Raw genomic sequence first — 21,499 nt, 5'->3', positions numbered from 1 at the left:
CTTGAGCGCCGGAGGCGCCCCGCGGTCAATTCGCGTAATACCCCCCACGGCCCCGGGCGTCGCCGTACGGTGGTGGTGCGCACAGATCTTGCGGATGCGGGGAGAGAGGGCCTGGGCATGGACCATGGCACCGAGAAGGGCAGGCCTCCCGGCCATCCCGCCGGGGACGGCGCGGCCGGCCGTATCCCCCTCGCCGTGGTCGTGGTCGACCGCGACGGGTTGGTCTCCCACTGGAGCCGGGGCGCGCGGATGCTGTTCGGCACGCCCCGCGAGGACGCGGTCGGCAGGCCCGCCCTCGATCTTCTGCCCGTCTCCGGCGCCCTGCCCGAGAACGACGGGACCGCCCCCTACGGCGAGTACGCGGCGTACGACGGACTCGGCCCCGGACTGGGGTCCTCGCTCGACGGGCGGCTGTCCTACCCGGCCGCGGGACGCGCCCGCCTCACCGTGCCGGATCGCCGGGGCGGCGCGATGCGGGCCGCCCCGGGCGAGGGGCCGGGAAGGGCCGATGTGCTGTGGTGGGCCTACCCGTTGGTGGGCCCCGGACCCGAACGGCTGCTGGTGCTGGCGGCCGACGCGGACGCGCTGCGCCATGACGACGGGGTGGTGACCGAGCGGATCGCGCCCGGCTTCGCCCTGCACACCGATTTCCCCGGCGCCGAGGAACTCGCCCGGCGGCTGCCCGAGATCCTGCCCAGCATGAGCGTCGGCGAGAGTGTCCGCATCGTCGCGCAGGTCCTCGAACTGGGCTATCCCATCCTGGAGTTCAGCCAGAACGACCGGGTGCCCGTCACCCCCGACTGGGGCGTGGCCCGGCGCGCGGAGCGCAAGGCGCGCCGGGAGCGGGCGGCGCGGGCCGCGGCGGTCGGCGAGCCGGTGCCGGACGGCCCCCAGGACGAGGGCGAGGACCTCGAGTATGTCGCGGTGCGCGAGCGCCTGGAGTTCCTCAACGAGGTCAGCGGCAGGATCGGCACCTCGCTCGACCTGGCCCGGACCATCATCGAGGTCAGCCAGGCCGTCGTGCCCCGCTTCACGGACGTGGCCGGCACCTATCTGCGCGAACAGGTCGTCGCCGGCGAGGGGTTCCCCGACGGCGTGCCCGACACCACCACCATGTGGCATCGCGTCGCCCTGGAACACACCGACGAGCCGGGCCGCTGGGACGATGTCGTGCCGGTCGGCGAGGCCATGCCCTTCCCGGCGCACACTCCGTTCTTCCAGTGCATGACCAGCGGCGAGCCCGTCCTCGTACCGCGCATCAGCGAGGAGATGGGGCACGCCATCGCCGCGCAGTTCGACAAGCGTGACATCCGGCCCCTGATCACCCATCGGTCCATGCTCGTGGTGCCCCTGAAGGCGCGCAACGTCGTGCTGGGCTTCATGATCCTGCTGCGCCACCCCGAGCGCGTCGAGTTCAACGACATGGACCGGGTCACCGGCGCCGAACTCGCCGCCCGGGCCGCCCTCGTGCTCGACAACGCCCGTATGTACACGTACCAGGAGAACGTCGCGGAGACGCTCCAGGACACCATGCTCCCCCAGATCGCGCCACGGAGAGCGGGCTGCGACATCGCCACCCGCTATCTGCCGGGCACCCTGCTCGGACGCGTCGGCGGCGACTGGTTCGACTCCGTGAAGCTGCCCGGCGCACGCACCGCCCTGGTCGTCGGTGACGTCATGGGCCATGGCCTCAACTCGGCCGCGATGATGGGCCAGTTGCGCACGGCCGTACAGACCATGGCCGCTCTCGACCTGCCGCCGGCCCAACTGCTGCGCAACCTGGACGACCTCGCCCAGCGGCTCGGCGACACCTACCTCGCGACCTGTCTGTACGCCGTCTACGACCCGATCGCGAGCGAGCTGCACCTCGCCAACGCCGGCCACATCCCACCGGTGATCGTCCGCGCCGACGACGGGCGCAGCGAACTGCTCGAGCTGCCCACCGGCGCGCCGATCGGCGTCGGAGGGGTGCCGTTCGAGTCCGTGCGGGTGCCGGTGGCGCCCGGTGACCGCCTGGTGATGTGCACCGACGGCCTGGTCGAGATGCGCGGCGAGGACATCGGGGTCGGCCTCGCGACGCTGTGCGAGTCCGCGGCGCACCCGGCGGCCTCGATGGACGACGCCTGCGACACGATCATCCGCGCCCTCAACACCCGCGGCGGCCGCAAGGACGATGTGGCGCTGCTGATGGCCCGGCTGAACGGCATCGAGCCCGAGGACGTCGCCGTGTGGCGGCTCGCCCCCGAGCCGGCCGAGGTGGGCCGGGCCCGCGCGGTGGTCCGCGAACAGCTCCACGAGTGGGGGCTCGGCACGCTCGCGTACCACGCGGAGCTGATGGTCAGCGAGCTGGTCACCAACGCGGTACGACACGCGCACGGCCACCGGGTGGAACTGCGTCTGGTGCGCGGCGACACCCTGTTGTGCGAGGTGGACGACGACGAGCACACCCTGCCCACACTGCTGCACGCGGGTCCCGGCGACGAGTCCGGGCGCGGGCTGCGGGTGGTCAGCACACTGGCCCGCGAGTGGGGAACCAGCCGTACGAGCGCGGGCAAGACGGTGTGGTTCGAACTGACGCTCCCGCGCGCGCCGCGACGCTGAACGGGTCGCCGGAGGACTGGAATTGACGCTCCGTCGGGGGCATCGCCAGCCTGTGCGGTGGGCGCACGCACGGCGGTCAGGACACGTCGAGGCGTACACGGCTCGCATGAACGGTGAAGGAATGCGCCCGGCGCTTGTCGCCCCGCTCCGGGCGCGATAGACCGATCTCGCCCGTCACCTCCGGCGGGCTGCGGGCGCACCCTGGGGAGTTGGGCATGAGCGTGACGAGTCGGTACCGACAGGCCTGGGAGGGGTACTGGAGCGAGATCCCCGCTGAGGCGGGGGCCGTCTTCTGGGACGCGGAACCGGCGCTCACCGTGGCCGTCCACCTGCCCCTGTTCGCACCGCTGCTGGCGGACCCGGGGTTGCCCCTCCTGGACCTCGGCTGCGGGAACGGCACCCAGACCCGCTTCCTCGCCGGCCGCTTCCCCAATGTCGTAGGCGTTGACCTGGCGGCCTCGGCCCTCGACCACGCCCGCCGGGCCGATCCCGCGGGCACGGCCGGATACCGTGTGCTGGACGCGGCCGATCAGGGCGAGACCACGACGCTGCACGCCGAACTCGGCGACGCCAACGTCTATATGAGAGGCGTGCTCCACCAGTGCGAGCCCGGTGACCGGCAGCCGCTCGTCGACGGCATCGCGGCGCTGGTGGGGGAGCGCGGCCGGGTCTTCCTCGTCGAGCTCGCCGAGGCGGCCGGGATCGTGCTGAAGGGCCTGGCGCAGGGGCCCGGGGGGCCGCCCGCCAAGCTCGCCCCGGTCTTCCGGCACGGCATCGCACCCGGTGAGGTGGCCGATGCCGCCGTGCCGGAGTATCTGCGCGCCGCGGGCCTGACGGTTCTGGCGAGCGGTGAACTGCCGCTGGTCACCACCGAGCACACGGCGGACGGCACCCGTATCGAGCTGCCGTCGAAGTGGATCGTGGCGGGCCGGACCGCCTGACGGGCCGTCTGCCCCCCCGCGGGGCGATTCAGGGCCGCCCCGACCGCTGCGGTGCGGCCGTGGTCCCCCGTATCTCCAACGAGGGTGTGGTGAGCACCAGTTCGGCGGGGCGGGAGGGCTCGGCGAGACGGTCGAGCAGGCACTGGGCGGCGCGGCGGCCCACGTCGTGGCTGCCGTTGTCCACCGTGGTGAGCCACAGGTGGCGCAGACGGGAGACAGAGGTGTTGTCGTAGCCGACGACGGACAGGTCACGGGGTACCCGGAGGCCGAGCTGCCCGGCCGCCGAGAGGGCGCCGACACACGCCATGTCGTTGAACGCGAAGACGGCGGTGGGGCGTTCGCGGGCCGCCAGCAGGCGGACCGCGGCCCGGTAGCCGCCCTCCTCCGTCAGGTCGCCCTGTTCCACGACCACCCTGTCCGCCAGGCCGTGTTCGCGCATGACCGTCTCGAAGCCGCGCCGGCGCAGTTCCCCGACCACCCCCTGCCCGGCGATATGGGCGATACGGCGGTGGCCGAGTCCGATGAGGTGCTCGGTGGCGAGCCGGGCGCCGTGCTCGTCGTCGCCCGCGACGATGTCCACCGCGGGCAGCTCGGGCTCGCGGGCCCCGGCGACCACGGTGGGAGTCCGCACCGCCGCCGTCCGCAGCGCCTCGGACGGTGGCAGGGTGCCTACGGCGACCAGCCCGTCGACCCCGAGGTCCGTGAACGTACGGGTGAGGTCCTCGCCGAGGCGCCGGCCGAGCCGGCCGTCGGCCATCAGCATGTGCAGCCCGGCGTCGTGCAGCCGGGAGTTGAGGCCGTCGAGCAGCTCCACGAACCAGGGGTTGCGCATGTCGTGCAGCAGCACCCCCACCGTGCGGGTGCGCCGCTCGCTGAGGCTGCGCGCGGCGGCGTTGGGGCGGTAGCCCAGCTCCTCCACGGCCGCCAGCACGGCCTGCCGCTTCTCGGGACGCACCTGGTCGGAGCCGCGCAGCACCAAGGAGACCAGCGATTTCGACACTCCGGCCCGTTCGGCGACATCACGGATCGTCGGCGGTCTCATGGCTGGACCGTTCCATACGGCCCACACCCTTGTCAAAGGGATTGACAACTGCGGGAACCGGGCGCAGTGTGGGCCGGACAAGCTCTGGACCGGTCCAACGAGGGGCAGTCATGGTGGGTACGCTCGGCGTCGCCGTCGTCGGGTTCGGGTGGATGGGACGGGTGCACACCCAGGCGTACGTCCGTCTGCCGCACCATTTCCCGCAACTGCCCCTGCGGCCCGAACTGATCGCCGTGGCCGACGAGGTGCCGGGCCGCGCCGAGGAGGCCGCCGAGCAGTACGGATTCGCCGACGCGGTCCGCGACTGGCGGCAGATCGCCGCCGACCCCCGCGTCCGGGCGGTGAGCGTCGCCGCGCCGAACTTTCTGCACCGTGAGATCGGCGTCGCCATGGCCGAGGCGGGCAAGCACCTCTGGATCGAGAAGCCGGTCGGTCTGACCGTCGAGGACGCCCGCGCGGTCGCGGACGCCGTCGCCAAGGCCGGTGTCCATGGCACGGTCGGCTTCAACTACCGCAACGCACCGGCCGTCGAGGCCGCCCGCGAGCTGATCGCCTCCGGCGGCATCGGCACCGTCACCCATGCCCGCATCCGTCTCTTCAGCGACTACGCCGCCCATCCCGAGTCCGCGTTGACCTGGCGGTACGAGCGTGCGCGGGGCGGCAGCGGGGTCCTCGGCGACCTCGCCTCGCACGGGGTGGACCTGGCCCGCTTCCTCCTGGGCGAGATCACGTCGCTGGCCGCCGACACCGCCGTCTTCATCCCCGAACGGGCCCGCCCGACCGGCGCCACCGCCGGCCATGCCCGCGCGACGGGCGGCGAGCCGGGTCCGGTGGAGAACGAGGACTATGTCAACTGCCTGCTGCGCTTCGCCTCCGGCGCCCGCGGCGTTCTGGAGGCGAGCCGGGTCGCCGTCGGTGAGCAGAACAGCTATGGCTTCGAGGTGCACGGCACCGAGGGCGCGGTCTTCTGGGACTTCCGGCGCATGGGCGAACTCGGCGTCAGCCGCGGCACCGCCTACCAGGACCAGCCCGTCAGCACCCTCTACGTCGGCCCGGGCCACGGCGCGTACGCCGCCTTCCAGCCCGGGGCGGCCAACGCCATGGGCTACGACGATCTGAAGGTCATCGAGGCGTATCACTTTCTGCGCTCGGTCGCGGAGGGCAGGGCGTACGGCCCCACCCTCGACGACGCCGTGCGCAGTGCCGCCGCCCTGGATGCCATGAGCCGCTCAGCGCGGCGGGGTGCATGGGTGGAGCTCGGCTGACCCTGGTGCCCCGAAGGGCGCGTCCTGTCGTCCGCGTCCACACCTCAGCGGGCCGGGAGCGAGCGCTTCAGGGGCGGACGGGCAGCCGGAAGTCCAAGGCGTAGCGCGAGGCGCGGTAGCTGCGGGTGCCGTACTCCACCGCGCGGCCCGTGTCGTCGTACGCCGTGCGCCGCATGGTCGGCAGGGCGGCCCCCTCGGGCTCGTCCGGCAGCCGCGGCCTCCCCCGCGGTGGCGCAGCGGGCACCGACGGACTGCGGGGCGCTGTGCAGGGTGATGCCGGGGCTGTCCTGCCATGGGGTGGGGGAGTCAGAGGTGGTGCCGTCGGCCGGCGACGTGCCGGTCGTATCTCTCGCGGGCGGCCCGGGCGGCCTCGCGCGTGGCGACCTCGGCGACCGGCACGTCCCACCACGCCTCGGCGGGCGGAGCGGCCGGTGCCGGATCGGTCTCGACGTAGACGCAGGTGGGCCGGTCGGATGCGCGCGCCGCGGCCAGGGCCTCGCGCACCTCCCCTACGGTCTTGGCGCGCAGGACGTCCATGCCGAGGCTGGCGGCGTTGGCGGCCAGATCCACCGGGAGCGGGGCCCCGGTGAAGGTCCCTTCCCCGGACTTCGTCCGGGGGGACCCCCAGGTGCGGTAGCGGTAGGCGGTGCCGAAGCGCTCGCCGCCGGTCTCCTCGGAGAGGCCGCCGATGGAGGCGTAGCCGTGGTTCTGGATGAGGACCAGATTGACGGGCAGGCCCTCCTGGACCGCGGTGACGATCTCGGTGGGCATCATCAGATAGGTGCCGTCACCGACCAGCGACCACACCGGGGTGTCCGGGGCGGCCTGCTGTACGCCGATGCCGGCCGGGATCTCGTAGCCCATGCAGGAGTAGCCGTACTCCACGTGGTACTGATGCGGCGAGCGGGCCCGCCACAGCTTGTGCAGATCGCCGGGGAGCGAGCCGGCCGCGTTGATGACCACGTCGTCGTCGCCGACCACGGAGTCCAGCGCGCCGAGGACCTGGGTCTGGGTGGGCACGGCGTTCTCGTCCTCCGCCCGGTAGGCGGCCTCCACCACCCGCTCCCAGCGCTCCTTGCCCGCCCGGTACTCGGCCTCGTAGGCCTTGCCCACCCGATGGCCCGACAGGCCCTCGGCGAGCGCCGCCAGGCCCATGCGCGCGTCGGCCACCAGCGTGCGGGCCGCCAGCTTGTGGGCGTCGAAGGCGGTGATGTTGAGATTGACGAAGCGCACGCCGGGGCGCTGGAACAGTGTGCGGGAGGCGGTGGTGAAGTCGCTGTAGCGGGTGCCGACGCCGATGACCAGGTCGGCGGTGCGGGCGATGGCGTCGGCGACGGCGGTGCCGGTGTGGCCGACGCCGCCGAGGTCCGCCGGGTGGTCGTGACGCAGCGAGCCCTTGCCCGCCTGAGTGGACGCGACCGGGATGCCCGTCGCTTCGGCCAGCGCCCTGAGCGCCTCCTCGGCCTCGCTGTGGTGGACGCCGCCGCCGGCCACGATCAGCGGACGCCCGGCTGCGCGCACCGCGCGTACGGCCGCGGTGAGTTCGACCGGGTCGGGCACCGGGCGGCGTACGCGCCACACGCGCTCGGCGAAGAACTCCTCCGGCCAGTCGAAGGCCTCCGCCTGGACGTCCTGCGGCAGGGCGAGGGTGACCGCGCCGGTCTCGGCCGGGTCGCTCAGCACCCGCATGGCCTGGAGCGCGGACGGGATCAGCATCTCCGGACGCGTGATCCGGTCGAAGAAGCGGGAGACCGGGCGCAGGGTGTCGTTGACGGACACATCCGCCTCGACCGGGTGCTCAAGCTGTTGCAGCAGGGGGTCGGCGGGGCGGGTGGCGAAGTAGTCGCCGGGCAGCAGCAGCACCGGCAGGCGGTTGACGGTCGCCAGCGCGGCGCCGGTGACGAGGTTCGTGGCTCCGGGGCCGATCGAGGTGGTGACCGCCTGCGTGGACAGCCGGTTGCGCCGGCGCGCGTAGCCGACGGCCGCGTGCACCATGGCCTGCTCGTTGCGCCCCTGGTGGAAGGGCATCGTGCCCTCGCCGGCCTCCAGCAGCGCCTGGCCGAGGCCGGCGACATTGCCGTGCCCGAAGATGCCCCAGGTGCCGGCGATCAGCCGGTGCCGGGCGCCGTCGCGCTCGGTGTACTGCGCGGACAGGAACCGCACCAGCGCCTGGGCGACGGTCAGGCGGCGCACGGACGGATTCGGGTGGCTCATCGGGACCTCACGGGGGACGGGTTCTGTCGCGGGCGTTTCACGGGGCGGGTGGGGTGCGGGATGTGACGGCCCGCCGCACCGCGGGGGGTACAGCGGTGTCACAGCAGGCCGACCGCCGTGTCCACCGCCTTCTCCACGCCGCCTTCGGCGGGATACAGCAGGGACCGCCCGACGACCAGGCCCTGGACGGTGGGATGCCGCAGGGCCTTGCGCCATCGCTCGTACGCCCCCTCCTGGTCCTTGCCGACCTCGCCGCCGAGCAGCACGGCGGGCAGCGTGGACGCCTCCAGCGCCCGGGCCATGTCGTCGGCGTCATCGGTGACGGGGAGTTTGAGCCAGGTGTAGGCCGAGGTGCCGCCGAGACCCGAGGCGATGGCGATGGACCGGGTGACGGCCTCGGCGCTCAGGTCGTTGCGCACCCGGCCGTCGACGCGGCGCGCCATGAACGGCTCGATGAACAGCGGCAGTCGGCGCGCGGCCATGGCGTCGACGGCGCGGGCGGTGGACTCCAGGGTCGTGAGGGAGCCAGGGTCGTCGTAGTCGATGCGCAGCAGCAGCTTTCCGGCGTCGAAGCGGAGCCGTTCGATGTCCTCGGCGCGGTGGCCGGTGAAGCGGTCGTCCATCTCGAAGGAAGCCCCCGCGAGTCCGCCGCGGTTCATGGAGCCCATGACCACCTTGCCGTCCAGCACGCCGAGGAGCAGCAGGTCCTCCAGGATGTCCGCGGTGGCCAGCACCCCGTCCACGCCGGGCCGGGACAGCGCGACGCACAGGCGTTCCAGCAGATCGGCACGGTCCGCCATGGCCAGGGGGCGGGCGCCGACGCCGAGCGCGCCACGGGCCGGATGGTCGGCGGCCACGATCATGAGGCGGCCGCTGTCGCCGATCAGCGGGCGGCGCGCGCGGCGGGCGGCGGCTTCGGCGATGGCCTCTGGATGCCGGGCGCGCACCGTGGCCAGGTCGGTGATGCTGAGGGTCAAGTCAGGCTCCGTTCAGGGGGTGGCGGCGGCCGGCCGGGGCGGGTGGCCCGGGGCGCGACGACCGGCCGTGGGGAGAAGCCCTCGGCGGGCGGTCAGCCGTCTGCCAGGAGGTCGGCGACCTCCGGCTCGGTCGGCATCGCGGAGGAGCACGCGAGCCGGGAGGCGACGAGCGCCCCGGCCGCGTTGGCGTAGCGCATGATCCTCTCCAGCGGCCGGCCGGAGAGCAGTCCGTGGCAGAGCGAGCCGCCGAAGGCGTCCCCGGCGCCGAGCCCGTTGACGACCTCGACGGGGACCGGTGGCACCTCGGCCGTCGTACCGTCCCGGTGCACGGCGAGCACCCCCTTGGGTCCCTGCTTGACGACCGCGAGGTCCACCCCGGCGTCCAGCAGCGCCCGGGCGCAGGCCCGCGGTTCGCGCACACCGGTGGCGATCTCGCACTCGTCGAGGTTGCCGACGGCGACCGTGGCGTGCCGCAGGGCCTCGGCGTAGTACGGACGGGCGGTCTCGGGGTCGGCCCAGAACATGGGGCGCCAGTCGAGGTCGAAGACGGTGGTGCCCGATTTGTCGCGCGCCTTGAGGGCGGCGAGGGTGGCCGAGCGACTGGGCTCCTCGCTCAGTCCGGTGCCGGTGATCCAGAAGATGCGGGCCGCGCGGATGGCGAAGAAGTCCAGCTCGTCGGTGTGGATCTCCAGATCCGGGGCCTTGGGCCGGCGGTAGAAGTAGAGGGGGAAGTCGTCCGGCGGGAAGATCTCGCAGAATGTGACCGGGGTGGGATACGCGTCCACGGGCGTGACGAAGCGGTCGTCGACACCGAAGTCCTTGAGCTGCTGGTGCAGATAGGTGCCGAAGGGGTCGTTCCCGGTCCGGGTGATGACCGCGGTGCTTCGTCCGAGGCGGGCAGCGGCCACCGCGACATTGGCAGCCGAGCCGCCGAGAAACTTTCCGAACGACTCGACCCGGGAAAGCGGCACACCGGTCTGGAGTGGGTAGAGATCGACCCCGATGCGTCCCATGGTGATCAGATCGAAACAGTCGGCGGGCTCGGGCATGCGCGTCGCTCCTCGCGTGGGGGGTGCGGGCCGTCGGGCTCCGGAAGGCGGGGCGCCCTGGTCCGGACGCCTCACAGGTGTAGGCCGCGCGACAAGTCGCTGTCAAGGGTTTGTACTTACATTCGGACCTACTTCTGAAATAATGTCTTAACAAAGTATTGACAGACGGGTGCGACAGGGGTTTGTATCCCGTCCCAGCGAAACCGCCGGTTCACCGGCACGGGGCCCGGACGCCTGTCCGGGCCCCGTGTGGGCCCTTGCCCGGCGCCGTCCCTCTCGCTTTTCCCCTTCCCCGGCCGCACAGTGAGGTGCAGGAAAGATGGACCGCACGTTCCACCCCCGCCGCTCCCTCAGAGTCGCCCCACTCGTCGCGCTGGCCGCGGCGTCCGCGCTGCTCGTCGCCGGCTGCTCCAGCAGCTCGGGCGGCAAGAAGGCGGAGGAGAAGAGCTCCGGCGTCGCCGCGGGCAAGGCCACCACCCCCCGGATGACGGTCGCGCTCGTCACCCACCAGGCGCCGGGCGACACCTTCTGGGACATCGTCCGCAAGGGAGCCGAGGCGGCCGCGGCCAAGGACAACATCAAGCTCGTCTACTCCAGCGACCCCAACGCGGGCAACCAGGCCAACCTGGTCCAGAACGCCGTCGACCAGAAGGTCGACGGCATCGCGGTCACCCTCGCCAAGCCGGACGCCATGAAGGACGCCGTGGGCAAGGCGACCCAGGCGGGCATCCCCGTGGTAGGCCTGAACTCCGGGGTGAGCGACTGGAAGAAGCTGGGACTGCTGGAGTTCTTCGGGCAGGACGAGAGCGTGGCGGGAGAGGCGTTCGGCAAGAAGCTGAACGAGGTCGGCGCGAAGAACGCGGTCTGTGTGATCCAGGAGCAGGGCAACGTCGGGCTCACCCAGCGCTGCGACGGTGTGAAGAAGACCTTCGGCGGCAAGACGCAGATCCTCTACGTCAATGGTACCGACATGCCGTCCGTGAAGTCGACGATCACCGCCAAGCTCAAGCAGGACAGCTCCATCGACTACGTGGTCACGCTCGGCGCGCCCTACGCCCTGACCGCGGTGCAGTCGGTGGGCGACGCGGGCAGCAGGGCGAAGGTCGCCACCTTCGACCTCAACAAGGACCTCACCAACGCCATCCAGAAGGGCGACATCCAGTTCGCCGTCGACCAGCAGCCCTATCTCCAGGGCTATCTGGCGGTCGACTCCCTGTGGCTCGAGAAGAACAACGGCAACTACAGCGGCGGCGGCGAACAGCCCGTGCTGACCGGCCCGGCCTTCGTCGACAAGTCCAACGTGGGCGCCGTCGCGGCGTTCGCCGTCAAGGGCACGAGGTGATGACCATGAGCCGGCAGGCTGTGCCGGCGGTGTCCTCACCGCCGGCCTCCGGCCCCAAGGAGCGTGACGGCCGGACCGTACAGCGATCCGTTGCGCTCCGGCTGCTCGCCCGGCCCGAGGTCGGCGTCTTCCTCGGCGCCGTCGCGGTGTTCGTCTTCTTCTTCGTCGCGGCGCCGACGTTCCGCACGGGCAGCGCGATGGCCACGGTCCTCTACCAGTCGTCGACCATCGGGATCATGGCACTGCCCGTGGCGCTGCTGATGATCGGCGGCGAGTTCGACCTGTCGTCCGGCGTGGCGGTGATCACTTCCGCGCTGACCGCGAGCATGGTGAGCTACCAACTGACCATGAACGTGTGGGTGGGCGTGGTCGTCGCCCTCGTGGTGTCGCTCGCGATCGGGGCGTTCAACGGCTGGATGGTGATGCGCACCGGGCTGCCGAGCTTCCTGATCACCCTCGGTACCTTCCTCGGCCTCCAGGGCGTCAACCTCGCGGTCACCAAACTGATCACCGGTAACGTGGCCACCGACGACATCAGCAACATGGACGGCTTCGAGCAGGCCAAGGCGGTCTTCGCCTCCTCCTTCACCATCGGCGGAGTGCAGTTCAAGGTCACCGTCCTGTGGTGGCTCGGCTTCGCGGCCCTGGCGACCTGGGTCCTGCTGCGCACCAAGTACGGCAACTGGACCTTCGCGGTCGGCGGCAACCAGGACAGCGCACGGGCCGTCGGCGTGCCCGTGAGGTTCACCAAGATCACCCTGTTCATGCTGGTCGGCTTCGGCGCCTGGTTCGTGGGCATGCACCAGCTGTTCGCCTTCAACACCGTGCAGTCCGGCGAGGGCGTCGGCCAGGAGCTGATCTACATCGCCGCCGCGGTCATCGGAGGCTGTCTGCTCACCGGCGGCTACGGCTCCGCCATCGGCCCGGTCTTCGGCGCGTTCATGTTCGGCATGGTCAGCCAGGGCATCGTCTACGCCGGCTGGAACCCCGACTGGTTCAAGGCCTTCCTCGGGGTGATGCTCCTCGGCGCCACCCTCATCAATCTGTGGGTCCGCCAGTCGGCGACCCGGAGGTGATCCCCATGACGCGAGCCGACCTCGGCCACCAGCACGACACGCCGGCCCCGGGCAGCCAGGCCCCCCTCGTCGAACTGCGCGGCGCGGGCAAGTCGTACGGCAACATCCGCGCCCTGCACGGCGTCGACCTCGCCGTCCGCCCCGGCAGGGTGACCTGCGTCCTCGGCGACAACGGTGCCGGCAAATCCACCCTGATCAAGATCATCTCCGGGCTCCACCAGCACACGGAGGGCGAGTTCCTCGTCGACGGCGCACCCGTGCGCTTCGCGACCCCGCGCGAGGCCCTGGACCGCGGCATCGCCACCGTCTACCAGGACCTGGCGACCGTGCCGCTCATGCCGGTATGGCGGAACTTCTTCCTCGGCTCCGAGATGACCAAGGGGCCCTGGCCGATCCGCCGCCTCGACATCGCCCGGATGAAGAAGACCGCGGACGACGAACTGCGCAACATGGGCATCGTCCTCGACGACCTGGAACAGCCCATCGGCACCCTCTCCGGCGGCCAGCGCCAGTGCGTGGCGATCGCCCGCGCCGTCTACTTCGGGGCCCGCGTCCTCATCCTGGACGAGCCCACCGCCGCGCTCGGCGTCAAGCAGTCCGGAGTCGTCCTGAAGTACATCGCGGCCGCCCGCGAGCGCGGCCTCGGCGTCATCTTCATCACCCACAATCCCCATCACGCCTATATGGTCGGCGACCACTTCAGCGTCCTGCGCCTGGGCACCATGGAGCTGAGCGCCGACCGGAGCCAGGTCAGTCTGGAAGAACTGCCCAACCACATGGCCGGCGGCGCCGAACTCGCCGCCCTCAAGCACGAGCTGGCACGGGTCGGCGGCGTCGACGTCGAGGGACTCCCCGACGCGGAGGACCTCCAGGCACCCGTCGCGGCAACTCCCGAAGGGAACTCCTGACATGACCCCTGCCCTGGACCGCATCCGGGTCGGCTCGGCACCGGACTCCTGGGGCGTCTGGTTCCCCGACGACCCGCAGCAGGTGCCCTGGGAACGCTTCCTCGACGAGGTCGCCGAAGCCGGCTACTCCTGGATCGAACTCGGCCCCTACGGCTATCTGCCGACCGACCCGGCGCGGCTCACCGACGAGGTGAACAAGCGGAACCTGAAGGTGTCGGCGGGCACCGTCTTCACCGCGCTGCACCGCGGACCGGACGTCTGGGAGTCCACCTGGGAGCACGTCGGCCGGGTCGCCGCGCTCACCCAGGCGATGGGCGCCAGGCATCTGGTCGTCATCCCCTCCTTCTGGCGGGACGACAAGACCGCCGAGATCATCGAGCCGTCCGAACTGACCGCCGAGCAGTGGGCCCACCTCGCCCGGGGCATGGAGCGGCTCGGCCGCGAGGTCAGGGACACCTACGGACTCGACATCGTCGTCCATCCGCACGCCGACACCCACATCGACACCGAGGAGCACGTCGGGCGCTTCCTCGACTCCACCGACCGCGACCTCGTCAACCTGTGCCTGGACACCGGGCACTACGCCTACTGCGGCGGCGACAGCGTCAAGCTCATCGAGACCTACGGCGAGCGCATCGGCTATCTGCACCTCAAGCAGGTCGACCCGCAGATTCTCGCCGACGTCGTGCGGGGCGGGGTGCCCTTCGGGCCCGCCGTGCAGCGGGGTGTGATGTGCGAGCCCCCGGCGGGCGTGCCCGCGCTGGAACCGGTCCTCGCGGCCGCCCAGGGCCTCGGAGTCGACCTCTTCGCCATCGTCGAGCAGGACATGTACCCCTGCCCGCCGGACAAGCCGCTGCCCATCGCCGTTCGCACCCGTGCGTTCCTCCGCTCCTGCGGCGCCTGACCCCTGAAGGGAGGATCGACCACCATGACCCAGCGTGGAACGCTCGGTGTCGCCGTCATCGGCACCGGGCGGATGGGGGCCGACCACGTACGCCGCCTCAGCGAGGTGACGAGCGGGGCGCGGGTGAGCGCCGTCGTGGACGTCGACGCGGAACGCGCCAAGAGCGTCGCCGCCGGTGTCGAGGCCTGCACCGCCTACACCGACCCGGCCGCCGCCATGGCCGCGGACGACGTCGACGCCGTACTGATCGCCTCACCGGGGCCCGCCCACGAGGCCGCACTGCTGACGGCGTTCGCGCACGACCTGCCGGTGCTGTGCGAGAAGCCCCTCACCCCCGACGCGGCCTCCGCGCTCAGGATCCTCGAGGCCGAGCAGAAACTGGGCCACCGGCGCGTCCAGGTCGGCTTCATGCGGCGCTACGACACCGAGTACCTCAAGCTCAAGACGCTGCTGGACAGCGGCCGGCTGGGCCGGCCGTTGATGCTGCACAACCGGCACCGCAACGCGGCCAGCCCGCCCGGCTTCACCGACGCGATGCTCGTCAACGACTCGGTCGTGCACGAGATGGATGTGACGCGCTGGCTGCTCGGCCAGGAGATCACGGCGGTGACGGCGCTGCGCCCCGCACCGTCCCGCAACGCCCCGGAAGGCCTCGCGGACCCCCAGTTCCTCGTCTTCGAGACCGATGGCGGCGCGCTCGTCGACGTCGAGATCTTCGTCAACTGCGGCTTCGGCTACCAGGTGCGGGCCGAGGCGGTCTGCGAGCGCGGCACCGCCCGGATCGGCGAGGAACACGCCATGGTTCTCCACGAGGCGGGCCGCTGGGGCGGAAGCATCGCCCAGGACTTCGTGGAGCGCTTCGCGCAGGCCTACGACCACGAGGTGCAGACCTGGGTCGACGCCACCCGGCGCGGCGAGGTCACCGGGCCGAGCACCTGGGACGGCTACGCCGCGGCGGCCGTCTGCGAGGCGGGCGTGCGCGCCCAGCGGGAGGGCCGCCGCATGGAGGTCGGCCTGGTCGAACGGCCCGCGCTCTACCGCTGAGCCGCCCCGGCCGTGGTCGGCTCCCGCCCCGGCCACGGCCGACGCGCGCCGCCTGACGCCGGCGACCGTCACTCGCGCCGGGCAGCCGTGCCGAGGACACTTGTCCACAGGGCTGGTCACCCATCGTCACGAGGACGTACGGTTTCGAGCCATGAAGATCCTCATCAGCGCCGACATGGAGGGCGCCACCGGTGTGACCTGGCCCGCCGACGTGCTGCCCGGGACGCCGCAATGGGAGCGGTGCCGGGCGATGTTCACTTCGGACGTGAACGCCGCCGTGCTCGGATTCCTCGACGGCGGCGCCGACGAGGTGCTGATCAACGAGGCGCACTGGACCATGCGCAATCTGCTCCTGGACCGGCTCGACGAGCGGGCGCAGATGCTCACCGGCCGTCACAAGTCCCTGTCCATGGTCGAGGGCGTGCAGCACGGCGACGTGGACGGCATCGCGTTCGTCGGCTATCACGCGGGCGCCGGCATGGAAGGCGTACTGGCGCACACCTACCTCGCCAACTCCATCACCGGGGTCTGGCTGAACGACGTCCGCGCCAGCGAGGGCCTGCTGAACGCGCGGGTGGTCGCCGAGTACGGCGTGCCCGTCATCCTGGTCACGGGCGACGACGTGGCCTGCGAGGACGCGCTCGGCTACGCGCCGGAGGCGCTCAAGGTCGCCGTCAAGGACCACGTCTCGCGATACGCGGCCGTGTGCCGCACTCCCGCCAGAACCGCCGCCGACATCCGCGCCGCCGCCAAGGAGGCGGCCGCCCTGGCGGTGCGTCACGAGCCGGCGGCCTCGGGTCCGTTCACCGTGGCGCTCGAATTCGACGCCGAGCATCTCGCCATGGCCGCCACTGTCGTGCCGGGCGTGGACCGCATCGGTGAGCGGAAGGTGGCGTACACGAGCGCCACCATGTACGAGGGCATCCGTACCTTCAAGGCGGTCACCACGATCGTCTCGGCCGCGGTGGAGGAGCAGTATGGCTGACCAGCGGGCACTCGACGAGGTCGTGCGGTTCACCTCGGACCTCATCCGCATCGACACCACCAACCGCGGCGGCGGCGACTGCCGGGAGCGGCCCGCCGCTGAGTACGCGGCCGCGCGGCTGGCCGAGGCGGGGCTGGAGCCCACGCTCCTGGAGCGCACCGAGGGCCGGACGAACGTCGTCGCCCGGATCGAGGGCACCGACCCGTCCGCGGACGCGCTGCTCGTCCACGGCCACCTCGACGTGGTGCCCGCCGAGGCCGCCGACTGGAGCGTGCACCCGTTCTCCGGGGAGGTGCGCGACGGCGTCGTCTGGGGGCGCGGCGCGGTCGACATGAAGAACATGGACGCGATGATCCTCGCGGTCGTGGCGGCCTGGGCACGCGCGGGTGTGCGGCCCCGCCGCGACCTCGTCATCGCGTTCACCGCCGACGAGGAGGCGAGCGCACAGGACGGCGCCGGTTTCCTGGCGGACCGGCACGCACACCTCTTCGAGGGCTGCACCGAGGGGATCAGCGAGTCCGGGGCGTTCACGTTCCACGACGGTAGCGGCCGGCGGATCTACCCCATCGCGGCGGGTGAGCGCGGCACCGCCTGGCTCAAGCTCACCGCCCGCGGCCGCGCCGGCCACGGCTCCAAGCCCAACCGCAGCAACGCCGTCACCCGGCTCGCCGCCGCGGTCGCCCGCATCGGCGCCCACGAGTGGCCGCTGCGGCTCACCCCGACCGTGCGGGCCGCGCTCACCGAACTCGCCGCCCTGTACGGCCTCGAGGCCGACCTCGACGGCCTCGACGACCCCGCCGCCATGGACCGCCTCCTGGAGAAGCTCGGCCCGGCCGCCGCGTTGGTCCGGCCGACCGTCCGCAACAGCGCCAACCCGACCATGCTGGAAGCCGGTTACAAGGTCAATGTGATCCCGGGCGAGGCCGTCGCCCAAGTCGACGGACGCTATCTGCCCGGCGGCGAGGACGAGTTCCGTACCACACTCGACGAACTGACCGGACCGGACGTGGACTGGGAGTTCCACCACCGTGAGGTCGCCCTCCAGGCGCCGGTGGACTCGCCGACGTTCGCCAGGATGCGCGCCGCCGTGGAGGAGTTCGCGCCCGAGGGGCACGTGGTGCCGTACTGCATGTCGGGCGGCACGGACGCCAAGCAGTTCTCACGCCTGGGCATCACCGGATACGGCTTCGCGCCGCTGAAGCTGCCGGAGGGCTTCGACTACCAGGCCCTCTTCCACGGAGTGGACGAACGCGTCCCCGTAGAGGCCCTGCACTTCGGGGTCCGGGTCCTGGACCGCTTTCTGCGGACGGCATAGAGGAGGGGGAGAGATGGAGAGGACCCTGCCCTACGGGGAATGGCCCTCGCCCATCGACGCGGCGCTCGCCGCCGCGCACGACGGGCAGCCGGAGTCGGTGGACTTCGTGGGCGAGGAGGCGTGGTGGACGGAGCCGCGCCCCATGGAAGGCGGCCGCCGCACGCTGGTGCGGCGCACCTTGGACGGCGCGGAGGAATCGGTGCTGCCCCCGCCGTGGAACGTGCGCAGCCGGGTCATGGAGTACGGCGGACGCCCCTGGGCCGGTGTCATGCGCCCCGAGGGCCCGCTGCTGGTCTTCGTCGACTTCGCGGACCAGCGGCTGTACGCGTACGAGCCGGCGGCGCCCGGCGACGGACCGCGCCCGCTCACCCCCCTGTCGCCGGTGGGCGGCGGACTGCGCTGGATCGACCCGCAACTGCACATCGAGCGCGGTGAGGTCTGGTGCGTGCTGGAGGAGTTCACCGGCGAGGGGCCCTCCGACGTGCGCCGGGTGGCGGTCGCCGTGCCCCTGGACGGTTCCGCGGCGCAGGACCGGCAGGCCGTGCGGGAGCTCACCGAGGCGCGGCACCGCTTTGTCACCGGCCCCCGTCTCTCCCCGGACGGGCGGCGTGCGGCATGGATCGCCTGGGACCATCCGCGGATGCCGTGGGACGGCACCGAGCTGATCGTCGCCGAGGTGACCGGCGACGGGAGGTTCCGGGACCCGCACATCGTCGCCGGCGGCCCCGAGGAGTCGGTCCCGCAGGCCGAGTGGGCGGCCGACGGCTCCCTGCTGTACGCAAGCGACCGCAGCGGCTGGTGGAACCTGTACCGGGACGGCGTGCCGCTGTGCCCGCGCGAGGAGGAGTTCGCCGGGCCGCTGTGGAAGGTCGGCCTGCGGTGGTTCGCTCCGCTGGACAGCGGGCTGATCGCCGTCCTGCACGGCCGGGGCGCGAGCCGGCTCGGGATCCTCGACCCCGGCCGCGGCGAGGTCGTCGACGCGGCCGGACCCTGGACCGAGTTCGCCGCCACGCTCGCCACGCACGACAGCCGGATCCTCGCCGTCGGCGCGAGCCCCCGCACCGCCCATGAGGTGGTCGAGCTGGACGCCCGCACCGGTCGCGCCCGGGTCATCGGCGCCGCCCACGAAAACGCGGTGGACCCCGCCTACTACCCCGAGCCACAGATCCGCTCCTTTGCCGGGCCCGACGGCCGCGAGATCCACGCACACCTGTATCCGCCGCACCACCCCGGCCACACCGCGCCCGGCGACGAGCGGCCACCCTATGTGGTGTGGGCCCACGGCGGGCCCACGAGCCGGGTCCCGCTCGTCCTCGACCTGGAGATCGCCTACTTCACCTCGCGCGGGATCGGCGTCGTCGAGGTGAACTACGGCGGCTCGACGGGATACGGACGCGCGTACCGCAACCGGCTGCGCGGACAGTGGGGCGTCGTCGACGTCGAGGACTGCGCGGCCGTCGCCGCCGCCCTCGCCGACGAGGGCACCGCCGACCCCGCGCGGCTCGCGGTGCGGGGAGGCAGCGCGGGCGGCTGGACGTCGGCCGTGTCCCTCACATCGACGGGCGTCTACGCCTGCGGCACGATCATCTACCCCGTCCTCGACCTGAAGAGCTTCGGCTCGGGGGAGACCCACGACTTCGAGTCGCGCTATCTGGACACCCTGGTGGGGCCCTACTCCGAGGTGCCCGGCCGGTACGCCGAGCGGTCGCCCGTCGAGCACGCCGACCGGATCACGGCCCCCTTCCTGCTGCTCCAGGGGCTCGACGACCCCATCTGCGCGCCCGCGCAGTGCGAGCGGTTCCTCGCCCGGCTGGCGGGGCGGCGCATCCCGCACGCCTATCTCGCCTTCGAGGGCGAGGGGCACGGATTCAGGCGGGCTGAGACCATGGTGCGTGCCCTGGAGGCCGAGCTGTCGCTGTATGCGCAGGTCTTCGGGCTGAACCCGCCCGGCATACCCACCCTGGAGCTCAAGCCGTGATCCCTCTCGTACGGCCGCCCCGACTCGCCCCCGGTGCCCGCGTGGCCGTTGTCGCGCCCAGCGGGCCCGTGGTCGAGGAACGGCTGGCCGCGGGGCTCGACCTCCTGCGCGGCTGGGAACTGGACCCGGTCGTGGGCCCGCACGTCCTCGACCGGCACCCCGGCTTCCCCTACCTCGCGGGCACGGACGCCGACCGGGCCGCCGACTTCCAGGCCGCGTGGTGCGACCCGGACGTCGCCGCGGTCCTGTGCGCCCGCGGAGGGTACGGGGCACAGCGCATGGTGGACCTGCTCGACTGGGACGCGCTGCGGGCCGCCGGGCCCAAGGCGTTGGTCGGCTTCAGCGACATCACCGCACTGCACGAGGCGTTCGCGGTCCGCCTGGGCCTCGTGACACTGCACGGGCCGATGGTGTCGGCCCTCGACTTCCTGAAGAACGCGCGGGCGCAGGAGCATCTGCGGGCCACGCTCTTCGAGCCGGAGTCCGTGATGGCCATCCGCGCGACCGGCGGGACGGCGCTGGTGCCCGGGCGCGCCCGCGGGGTCACCCTCGGCGGCTGCCTGAGCCTGCTCGCGGCCGAACTGGGCACCCCGCACGCCCGGTCCGGCGCCCGGGGAGGCCTGCTGATGATCGAGGACATCGGCGAGGAGGCGTACCGCGTCGACCGGACCCTCACCCAGCTGCTGCGCTCCGGCCGGCTCGACGGGGTGGCCGGGATCGCGCTCGGCTCCTGGAAGAACTGCGGATCCTACGAGCTGCTGCGGCGGGTCCTCGCCGACCGGCTCTGCGGCCTGGGGGTGCCGGTGGCCGAGGAGTTCGGCTTCGGGCACGGTGACGGCGCGCTGACGATCCCGTTCGGCGTGGGGGCCGAGCTGGACGCGGAGGCGGGGACGCTGACGCTGGACGAACCGGCGCTGGCGTGACGGCACGGCGCGGAGACCGGCGGGTCACGTAGGGTGGCGGTGTGCCCCTGACCCGTGGATTTCTCGCCGAAGGCCCCCGTGTGGGCATTCGCCACTTCACCCTTGAGGACGCGGCCGAATTCACCGCCAGGGCGCGGGAGAGCAGGGAGCTGCACCACCCCTGGCTCTTCCCGCCGGACACCGCGGGGGCCTACGCGGCCTACGCCGGCCGGCTGCTCCGTGACCCGGCGAAGGCCGGGTTCCTGGTGTGCGAGAAGGACAGCGGGGCCATCGCCGGATTCATCAACATCAACAACATCGTCAAGGGCGGTTTCCTGTCCGGAGCACTCGGCTACGGCGCCTTCGCGCACGCCGCCGGCCGGGGACTGATGGCGGAGGGCCTCGGTCTGGTGGTGCGGTACGCGTTCGGGCCGATGGGACTGCACCGGCTTGAGATCAACGCGCAGCCCGGCAACGCCGCCTCGATCGCCCTCGCCCGGCGCTGCGGCTTCCGCCTCGAGGGCTACTCACCCGGCATGATCTACATCGACGGCGCCTGGCGTGACCACGAACGCTGGGCCATCACCGCCGAGATGGTCCGCGCCGAAGCGGCCTCGGGGAAGTGAGGCCGCTCAGCGGGTCGGGCACACGCGGGTCCGGGCACACGCGGGTCCGGGCACACGCGAGTCCGGGCACACGCGAGTCCGATTGTCACTGGCCTCGCTGCTGTCGCCGCAGTAGTGGAGCGGCTGTCAGATCGCCTTGGATCAGGGCTGCCTGGGCGAGAAGTTCCGCACCAGCCAGGCGTGCGCGGCGGCCTGTGGCTACTCGGCCGGTGACGGTGTGGGTGGGGGCAGAGCCGGGGAAGAGGCATCCTCCTGCGCCGGTGACGACGGTGCCGCAGCAGACTGTGCCGAGGCCGGTTGCCCTGGATGCGCCTTTGTGCCATCGGTAGC

17 protein-coding genes and 1 pseudogene are annotated in these 21,499 nt (G+C 72.2%); 13 read left to right on the top strand and 5 right to left on the bottom strand.

Going from position 1 to position 21,499, the window contains the following annotated elements:
• Nucleotides 1-117: 117 nt before the first annotated feature.
• Nucleotides 118-2,601 carry a SpoIIE family protein phosphatase gene (locus tag ACIP94_RS23870; RefSeq protein WP_402429033.1) on the top strand — a complete coding sequence of 828 codons (2,484 nt, stop codon included), beginning with the start codon at nt 118-120 and terminating at the stop codon, nt 2,599-2,601.
• A 215-nt stretch (nt 2,602-2,816) separates the two neighbouring features.
• Nucleotides 2,817-3,542, top strand: a complete 726-nt coding sequence (locus tag ACIP94_RS23865; RefSeq protein WP_402429030.1) for a class I SAM-dependent methyltransferase — start codon at nt 2,817-2,819, stop codon at nt 3,540-3,542.
• A 28-nt stretch (nt 3,543-3,570) separates the two neighbouring features.
• On the opposite strand, the gene ACIP94_RS23860 is transcribed toward ACIP94_RS23865, so the two are convergent.
• Complete coding sequence (locus ACIP94_RS23860) at nt 3,571-4,584, bottom strand: LacI family DNA-binding transcriptional regulator (protein ID WP_402429027.1); 1,014 nt, start codon at nt 4,582-4,584, stop codon at nt 3,571-3,573.
• Nucleotides 4,585-4,694: 110 nt separating this feature from the next.
• Between ACIP94_RS23860 and ACIP94_RS23855 the strand changes: the two genes are divergently transcribed.
• Nucleotides 4,695-5,849, top strand: coding sequence for a Gfo/Idh/MocA family protein (locus tag ACIP94_RS23855; protein ID WP_402429024.1), 1,155 nt, complete (start codon nt 4,695-4,697; stop codon nt 5,847-5,849).
• A 67-nt stretch (nt 5,850-5,916) separates the two neighbouring features.
• Here ACIP94_RS23855 and ACIP94_RS23850 read toward each other — a convergent pair.
• From ACIP94_RS23850 to iolC, 4 genes and pseudogenes are all read right to left on the bottom strand, one after another.
• Nucleotides 5,917-6,127: pseudogene (locus tag ACIP94_RS23850) on the bottom strand (UTRA domain-containing protein); the annotation flags it as partial.
• Between the two features lie 28 nt (nt 6,128-6,155).
• On the bottom strand, nt 6,156-8,063 hold the full coding sequence (gene iolD / locus ACIP94_RS23845) for a 3D-(3,5/4)-trihydroxycyclohexane-1,2-dione acylhydrolase (decyclizing) (RefSeq protein ID WP_402429021.1): 1,908 nt from the start codon (nt 8,061-8,063) through the stop codon (nt 6,156-6,158).
• Between the two features lie 98 nt (nt 8,064-8,161).
• The gene (locus ACIP94_RS23840; protein ID WP_402429018.1) at nt 8,162-9,040 is read right to left on the bottom strand and encodes a deoxyribose-phosphate aldolase; all 879 of its coding nucleotides are present in this window, start codon (nt 9,038-9,040) and stop codon (nt 8,162-8,164) included.
• Between the two features lie 92 nt (nt 9,041-9,132).
• On the bottom strand, nt 9,133-10,089 hold the full coding sequence (gene iolC / locus ACIP94_RS23835) for a 5-dehydro-2-deoxygluconokinase (RefSeq protein ID WP_402429015.1): 957 nt from the start codon (nt 10,087-10,089) through the stop codon (nt 9,133-9,135).
• Between the two features lie 319 nt (nt 10,090-10,408).
• Here iolC and ACIP94_RS23830 point away from each other — a divergent pair, with 319 nt between their 5' ends.
• The 10 genes from ACIP94_RS23830 (at nt 10,409) to ACIP94_RS23785 (ending at nt 21,169) form a co-directional block, all read left to right on the top strand.
• Nucleotides 10,409-11,431 (top strand): sugar ABC transporter substrate-binding protein, encoded by a 1,023-nt coding sequence (locus ACIP94_RS23830; RefSeq protein WP_402429012.1) that lies wholly within the window; start codon nt 10,409-10,411, stop codon nt 11,429-11,431.
• Nucleotides 11,431-12,507: an ABC transporter permease gene (locus tag ACIP94_RS23825; protein WP_402429009.1), complete on the top strand. Its 1,077-nt coding sequence runs from the start codon at nt 11,431-11,433 to the stop codon at nt 12,505-12,507. Before ACIP94_RS23830 ends, ACIP94_RS23825 begins: the two co-directional genes overlap by 1 nt.
• 5 nt (nt 12,508-12,512) lie before the next feature.
• Nucleotides 12,513-13,415, top strand: coding sequence for an ATP-binding cassette domain-containing protein (locus ACIP94_RS23820; RefSeq protein ID WP_402429007.1), 903 nt, complete (start codon nt 12,513-12,515; stop codon nt 13,413-13,415).
• A 1-nt stretch (nt 13,416) separates the two neighbouring features.
• Nucleotides 13,417-14,319: a sugar phosphate isomerase/epimerase family protein gene (locus ACIP94_RS23815; protein WP_402429004.1), complete on the top strand. Its 903-nt coding sequence runs from the start codon at nt 13,417-13,419 to the stop codon at nt 14,317-14,319.
• 24 nt (nt 14,320-14,343) lie between these two features.
• Nucleotides 14,344-15,363, top strand: coding sequence for a Gfo/Idh/MocA family protein (locus ACIP94_RS23810; protein ID WP_402429001.1), 1,020 nt, complete (start codon nt 14,344-14,346; stop codon nt 15,361-15,363).
• 151 nt (nt 15,364-15,514) lie between these two features.
• Nucleotides 15,515-16,348, top strand: a complete 834-nt coding sequence (locus ACIP94_RS23805; RefSeq protein ID WP_402428998.1) for a M55 family metallopeptidase — start codon at nt 15,515-15,517, stop codon at nt 16,346-16,348.
• On the top strand, nt 16,341-17,663 hold the full coding sequence (locus ACIP94_RS23800; RefSeq protein ID WP_402428995.1) for a M20/M25/M40 family metallo-hydrolase: 1,323 nt from the start codon (nt 16,341-16,343) through the stop codon (nt 17,661-17,663). The genes ACIP94_RS23805 and ACIP94_RS23800 overlap by 8 nt, the downstream gene beginning before the upstream one ends.
• Before the next feature lie 13 nt (nt 17,664-17,676).
• Nucleotides 17,677-19,641, top strand: coding sequence for an LpqB family beta-propeller domain-containing protein (locus ACIP94_RS23795; RefSeq protein ID WP_402428992.1), 1,965 nt, complete (start codon nt 17,677-17,679; stop codon nt 19,639-19,641).
• The gene (locus tag ACIP94_RS23790) at nt 19,638-20,564 is read left to right on the top strand and encodes an LD-carboxypeptidase (protein WP_402428990.1); all 927 of its coding nucleotides are present in this window, start codon (nt 19,638-19,640) and stop codon (nt 20,562-20,564) included. The genes ACIP94_RS23795 and ACIP94_RS23790 overlap by 4 nt, the downstream gene beginning before the upstream one ends.
• 41 nt (nt 20,565-20,605) lie before the next feature.
• Nucleotides 20,606-21,169 carry a GNAT family N-acetyltransferase gene (locus ACIP94_RS23785; protein ID WP_402428987.1) on the top strand — a complete coding sequence of 188 codons (564 nt, stop codon included), beginning with the start codon at nt 20,606-20,608 and terminating at the stop codon, nt 21,167-21,169.
• Nucleotides 21,170-21,499 lie beyond the last annotated feature (330 nt).

Source organism: Streptomyces sp. NPDC093261 (assembly GCF_044753645.1).
Lineage (GTDB): Bacteria > Actinomycetota > Actinomycetes > Streptomycetales > Streptomycetaceae > Streptomyces.
This window is presented reverse-complemented; position numbering and strand designations above follow the sequence as displayed.

What these genes read in the sequence shown, in the direction of transcription:
- ACIP94_RS23825 (WP_402429009.1), top strand. Translation starts at nt 11,431, where the DNA reads ATGACCATGAGCCGGCAGGCTGTGCCGGCGGTGTCCTCACCGCCGGCC.
- ACIP94_RS23800 (WP_402428995.1), top strand. Translation starts at nt 16,341, where the DNA reads ATGGCTGACCAGCGGGCACTCGACGAGGTCGTGCGGTTCACCTCGGAC.
- ACIP94_RS23815 (WP_402429004.1), top strand. Translation starts at nt 13,417, where the DNA reads ATGACCCCTGCCCTGGACCGCATCCGGGTCGGCTCGGCACCGGACTCC.
- ACIP94_RS23865 (WP_402429030.1), top strand. Translation starts at nt 2,817, where the DNA reads ATGAGCGTGACGAGTCGGTACCGACAGGCCTGGGAGGGGTACTGGAGC.
- ACIP94_RS23830 (WP_402429012.1), top strand. Translation starts at nt 10,409, where the DNA reads ATGGACCGCACGTTCCACCCCCGCCGCTCCCTCAGAGTCGCCCCACTC.
- ACIP94_RS23820 (WP_402429007.1), top strand. Translation starts at nt 12,513, where the DNA reads ATGACGCGAGCCGACCTCGGCCACCAGCACGACACGCCGGCCCCGGGC.
- ACIP94_RS23855 (WP_402429024.1), top strand. Translation starts at nt 4,695, where the DNA reads ATGGTGGGTACGCTCGGCGTCGCCGTCGTCGGGTTCGGGTGGATGGGA.
- ACIP94_RS23870 (WP_402429033.1), top strand. Translation starts at nt 118, where the DNA reads ATGGACCATGGCACCGAGAAGGGCAGGCCTCCCGGCCATCCCGCCGGG.
- ACIP94_RS23860 (WP_402429027.1), bottom strand. Translation starts at nt 4,584, where the DNA reads ATGAGACCGCCGACGATCCGTGATGTCGCCGAACGGGCCGGAGTGTCG.
- ACIP94_RS23810 (WP_402429001.1), top strand. Translation starts at nt 14,344, where the DNA reads ATGACCCAGCGTGGAACGCTCGGTGTCGCCGTCATCGGCACCGGGCGG.
- iolD (WP_402429021.1), bottom strand. Translation starts at nt 8,063, where the DNA reads ATGAGCCACCCGAATCCGTCCGTGCGCCGCCTGACCGTCGCCCAGGCG.
- ACIP94_RS23795 (WP_402428992.1), top strand. Translation starts at nt 17,677, where the DNA reads ATGGAGAGGACCCTGCCCTACGGGGAATGGCCCTCGCCCATCGACGCG.
- ACIP94_RS23805 (WP_402428998.1), top strand. Translation starts at nt 15,515, where the DNA reads ATGAAGATCCTCATCAGCGCCGACATGGAGGGCGCCACCGGTGTGACC.
- iolC (WP_402429015.1), bottom strand. Translation starts at nt 10,089, where the DNA reads ATGCCCGAGCCCGCCGACTGTTTCGATCTGATCACCATGGGACGCATC.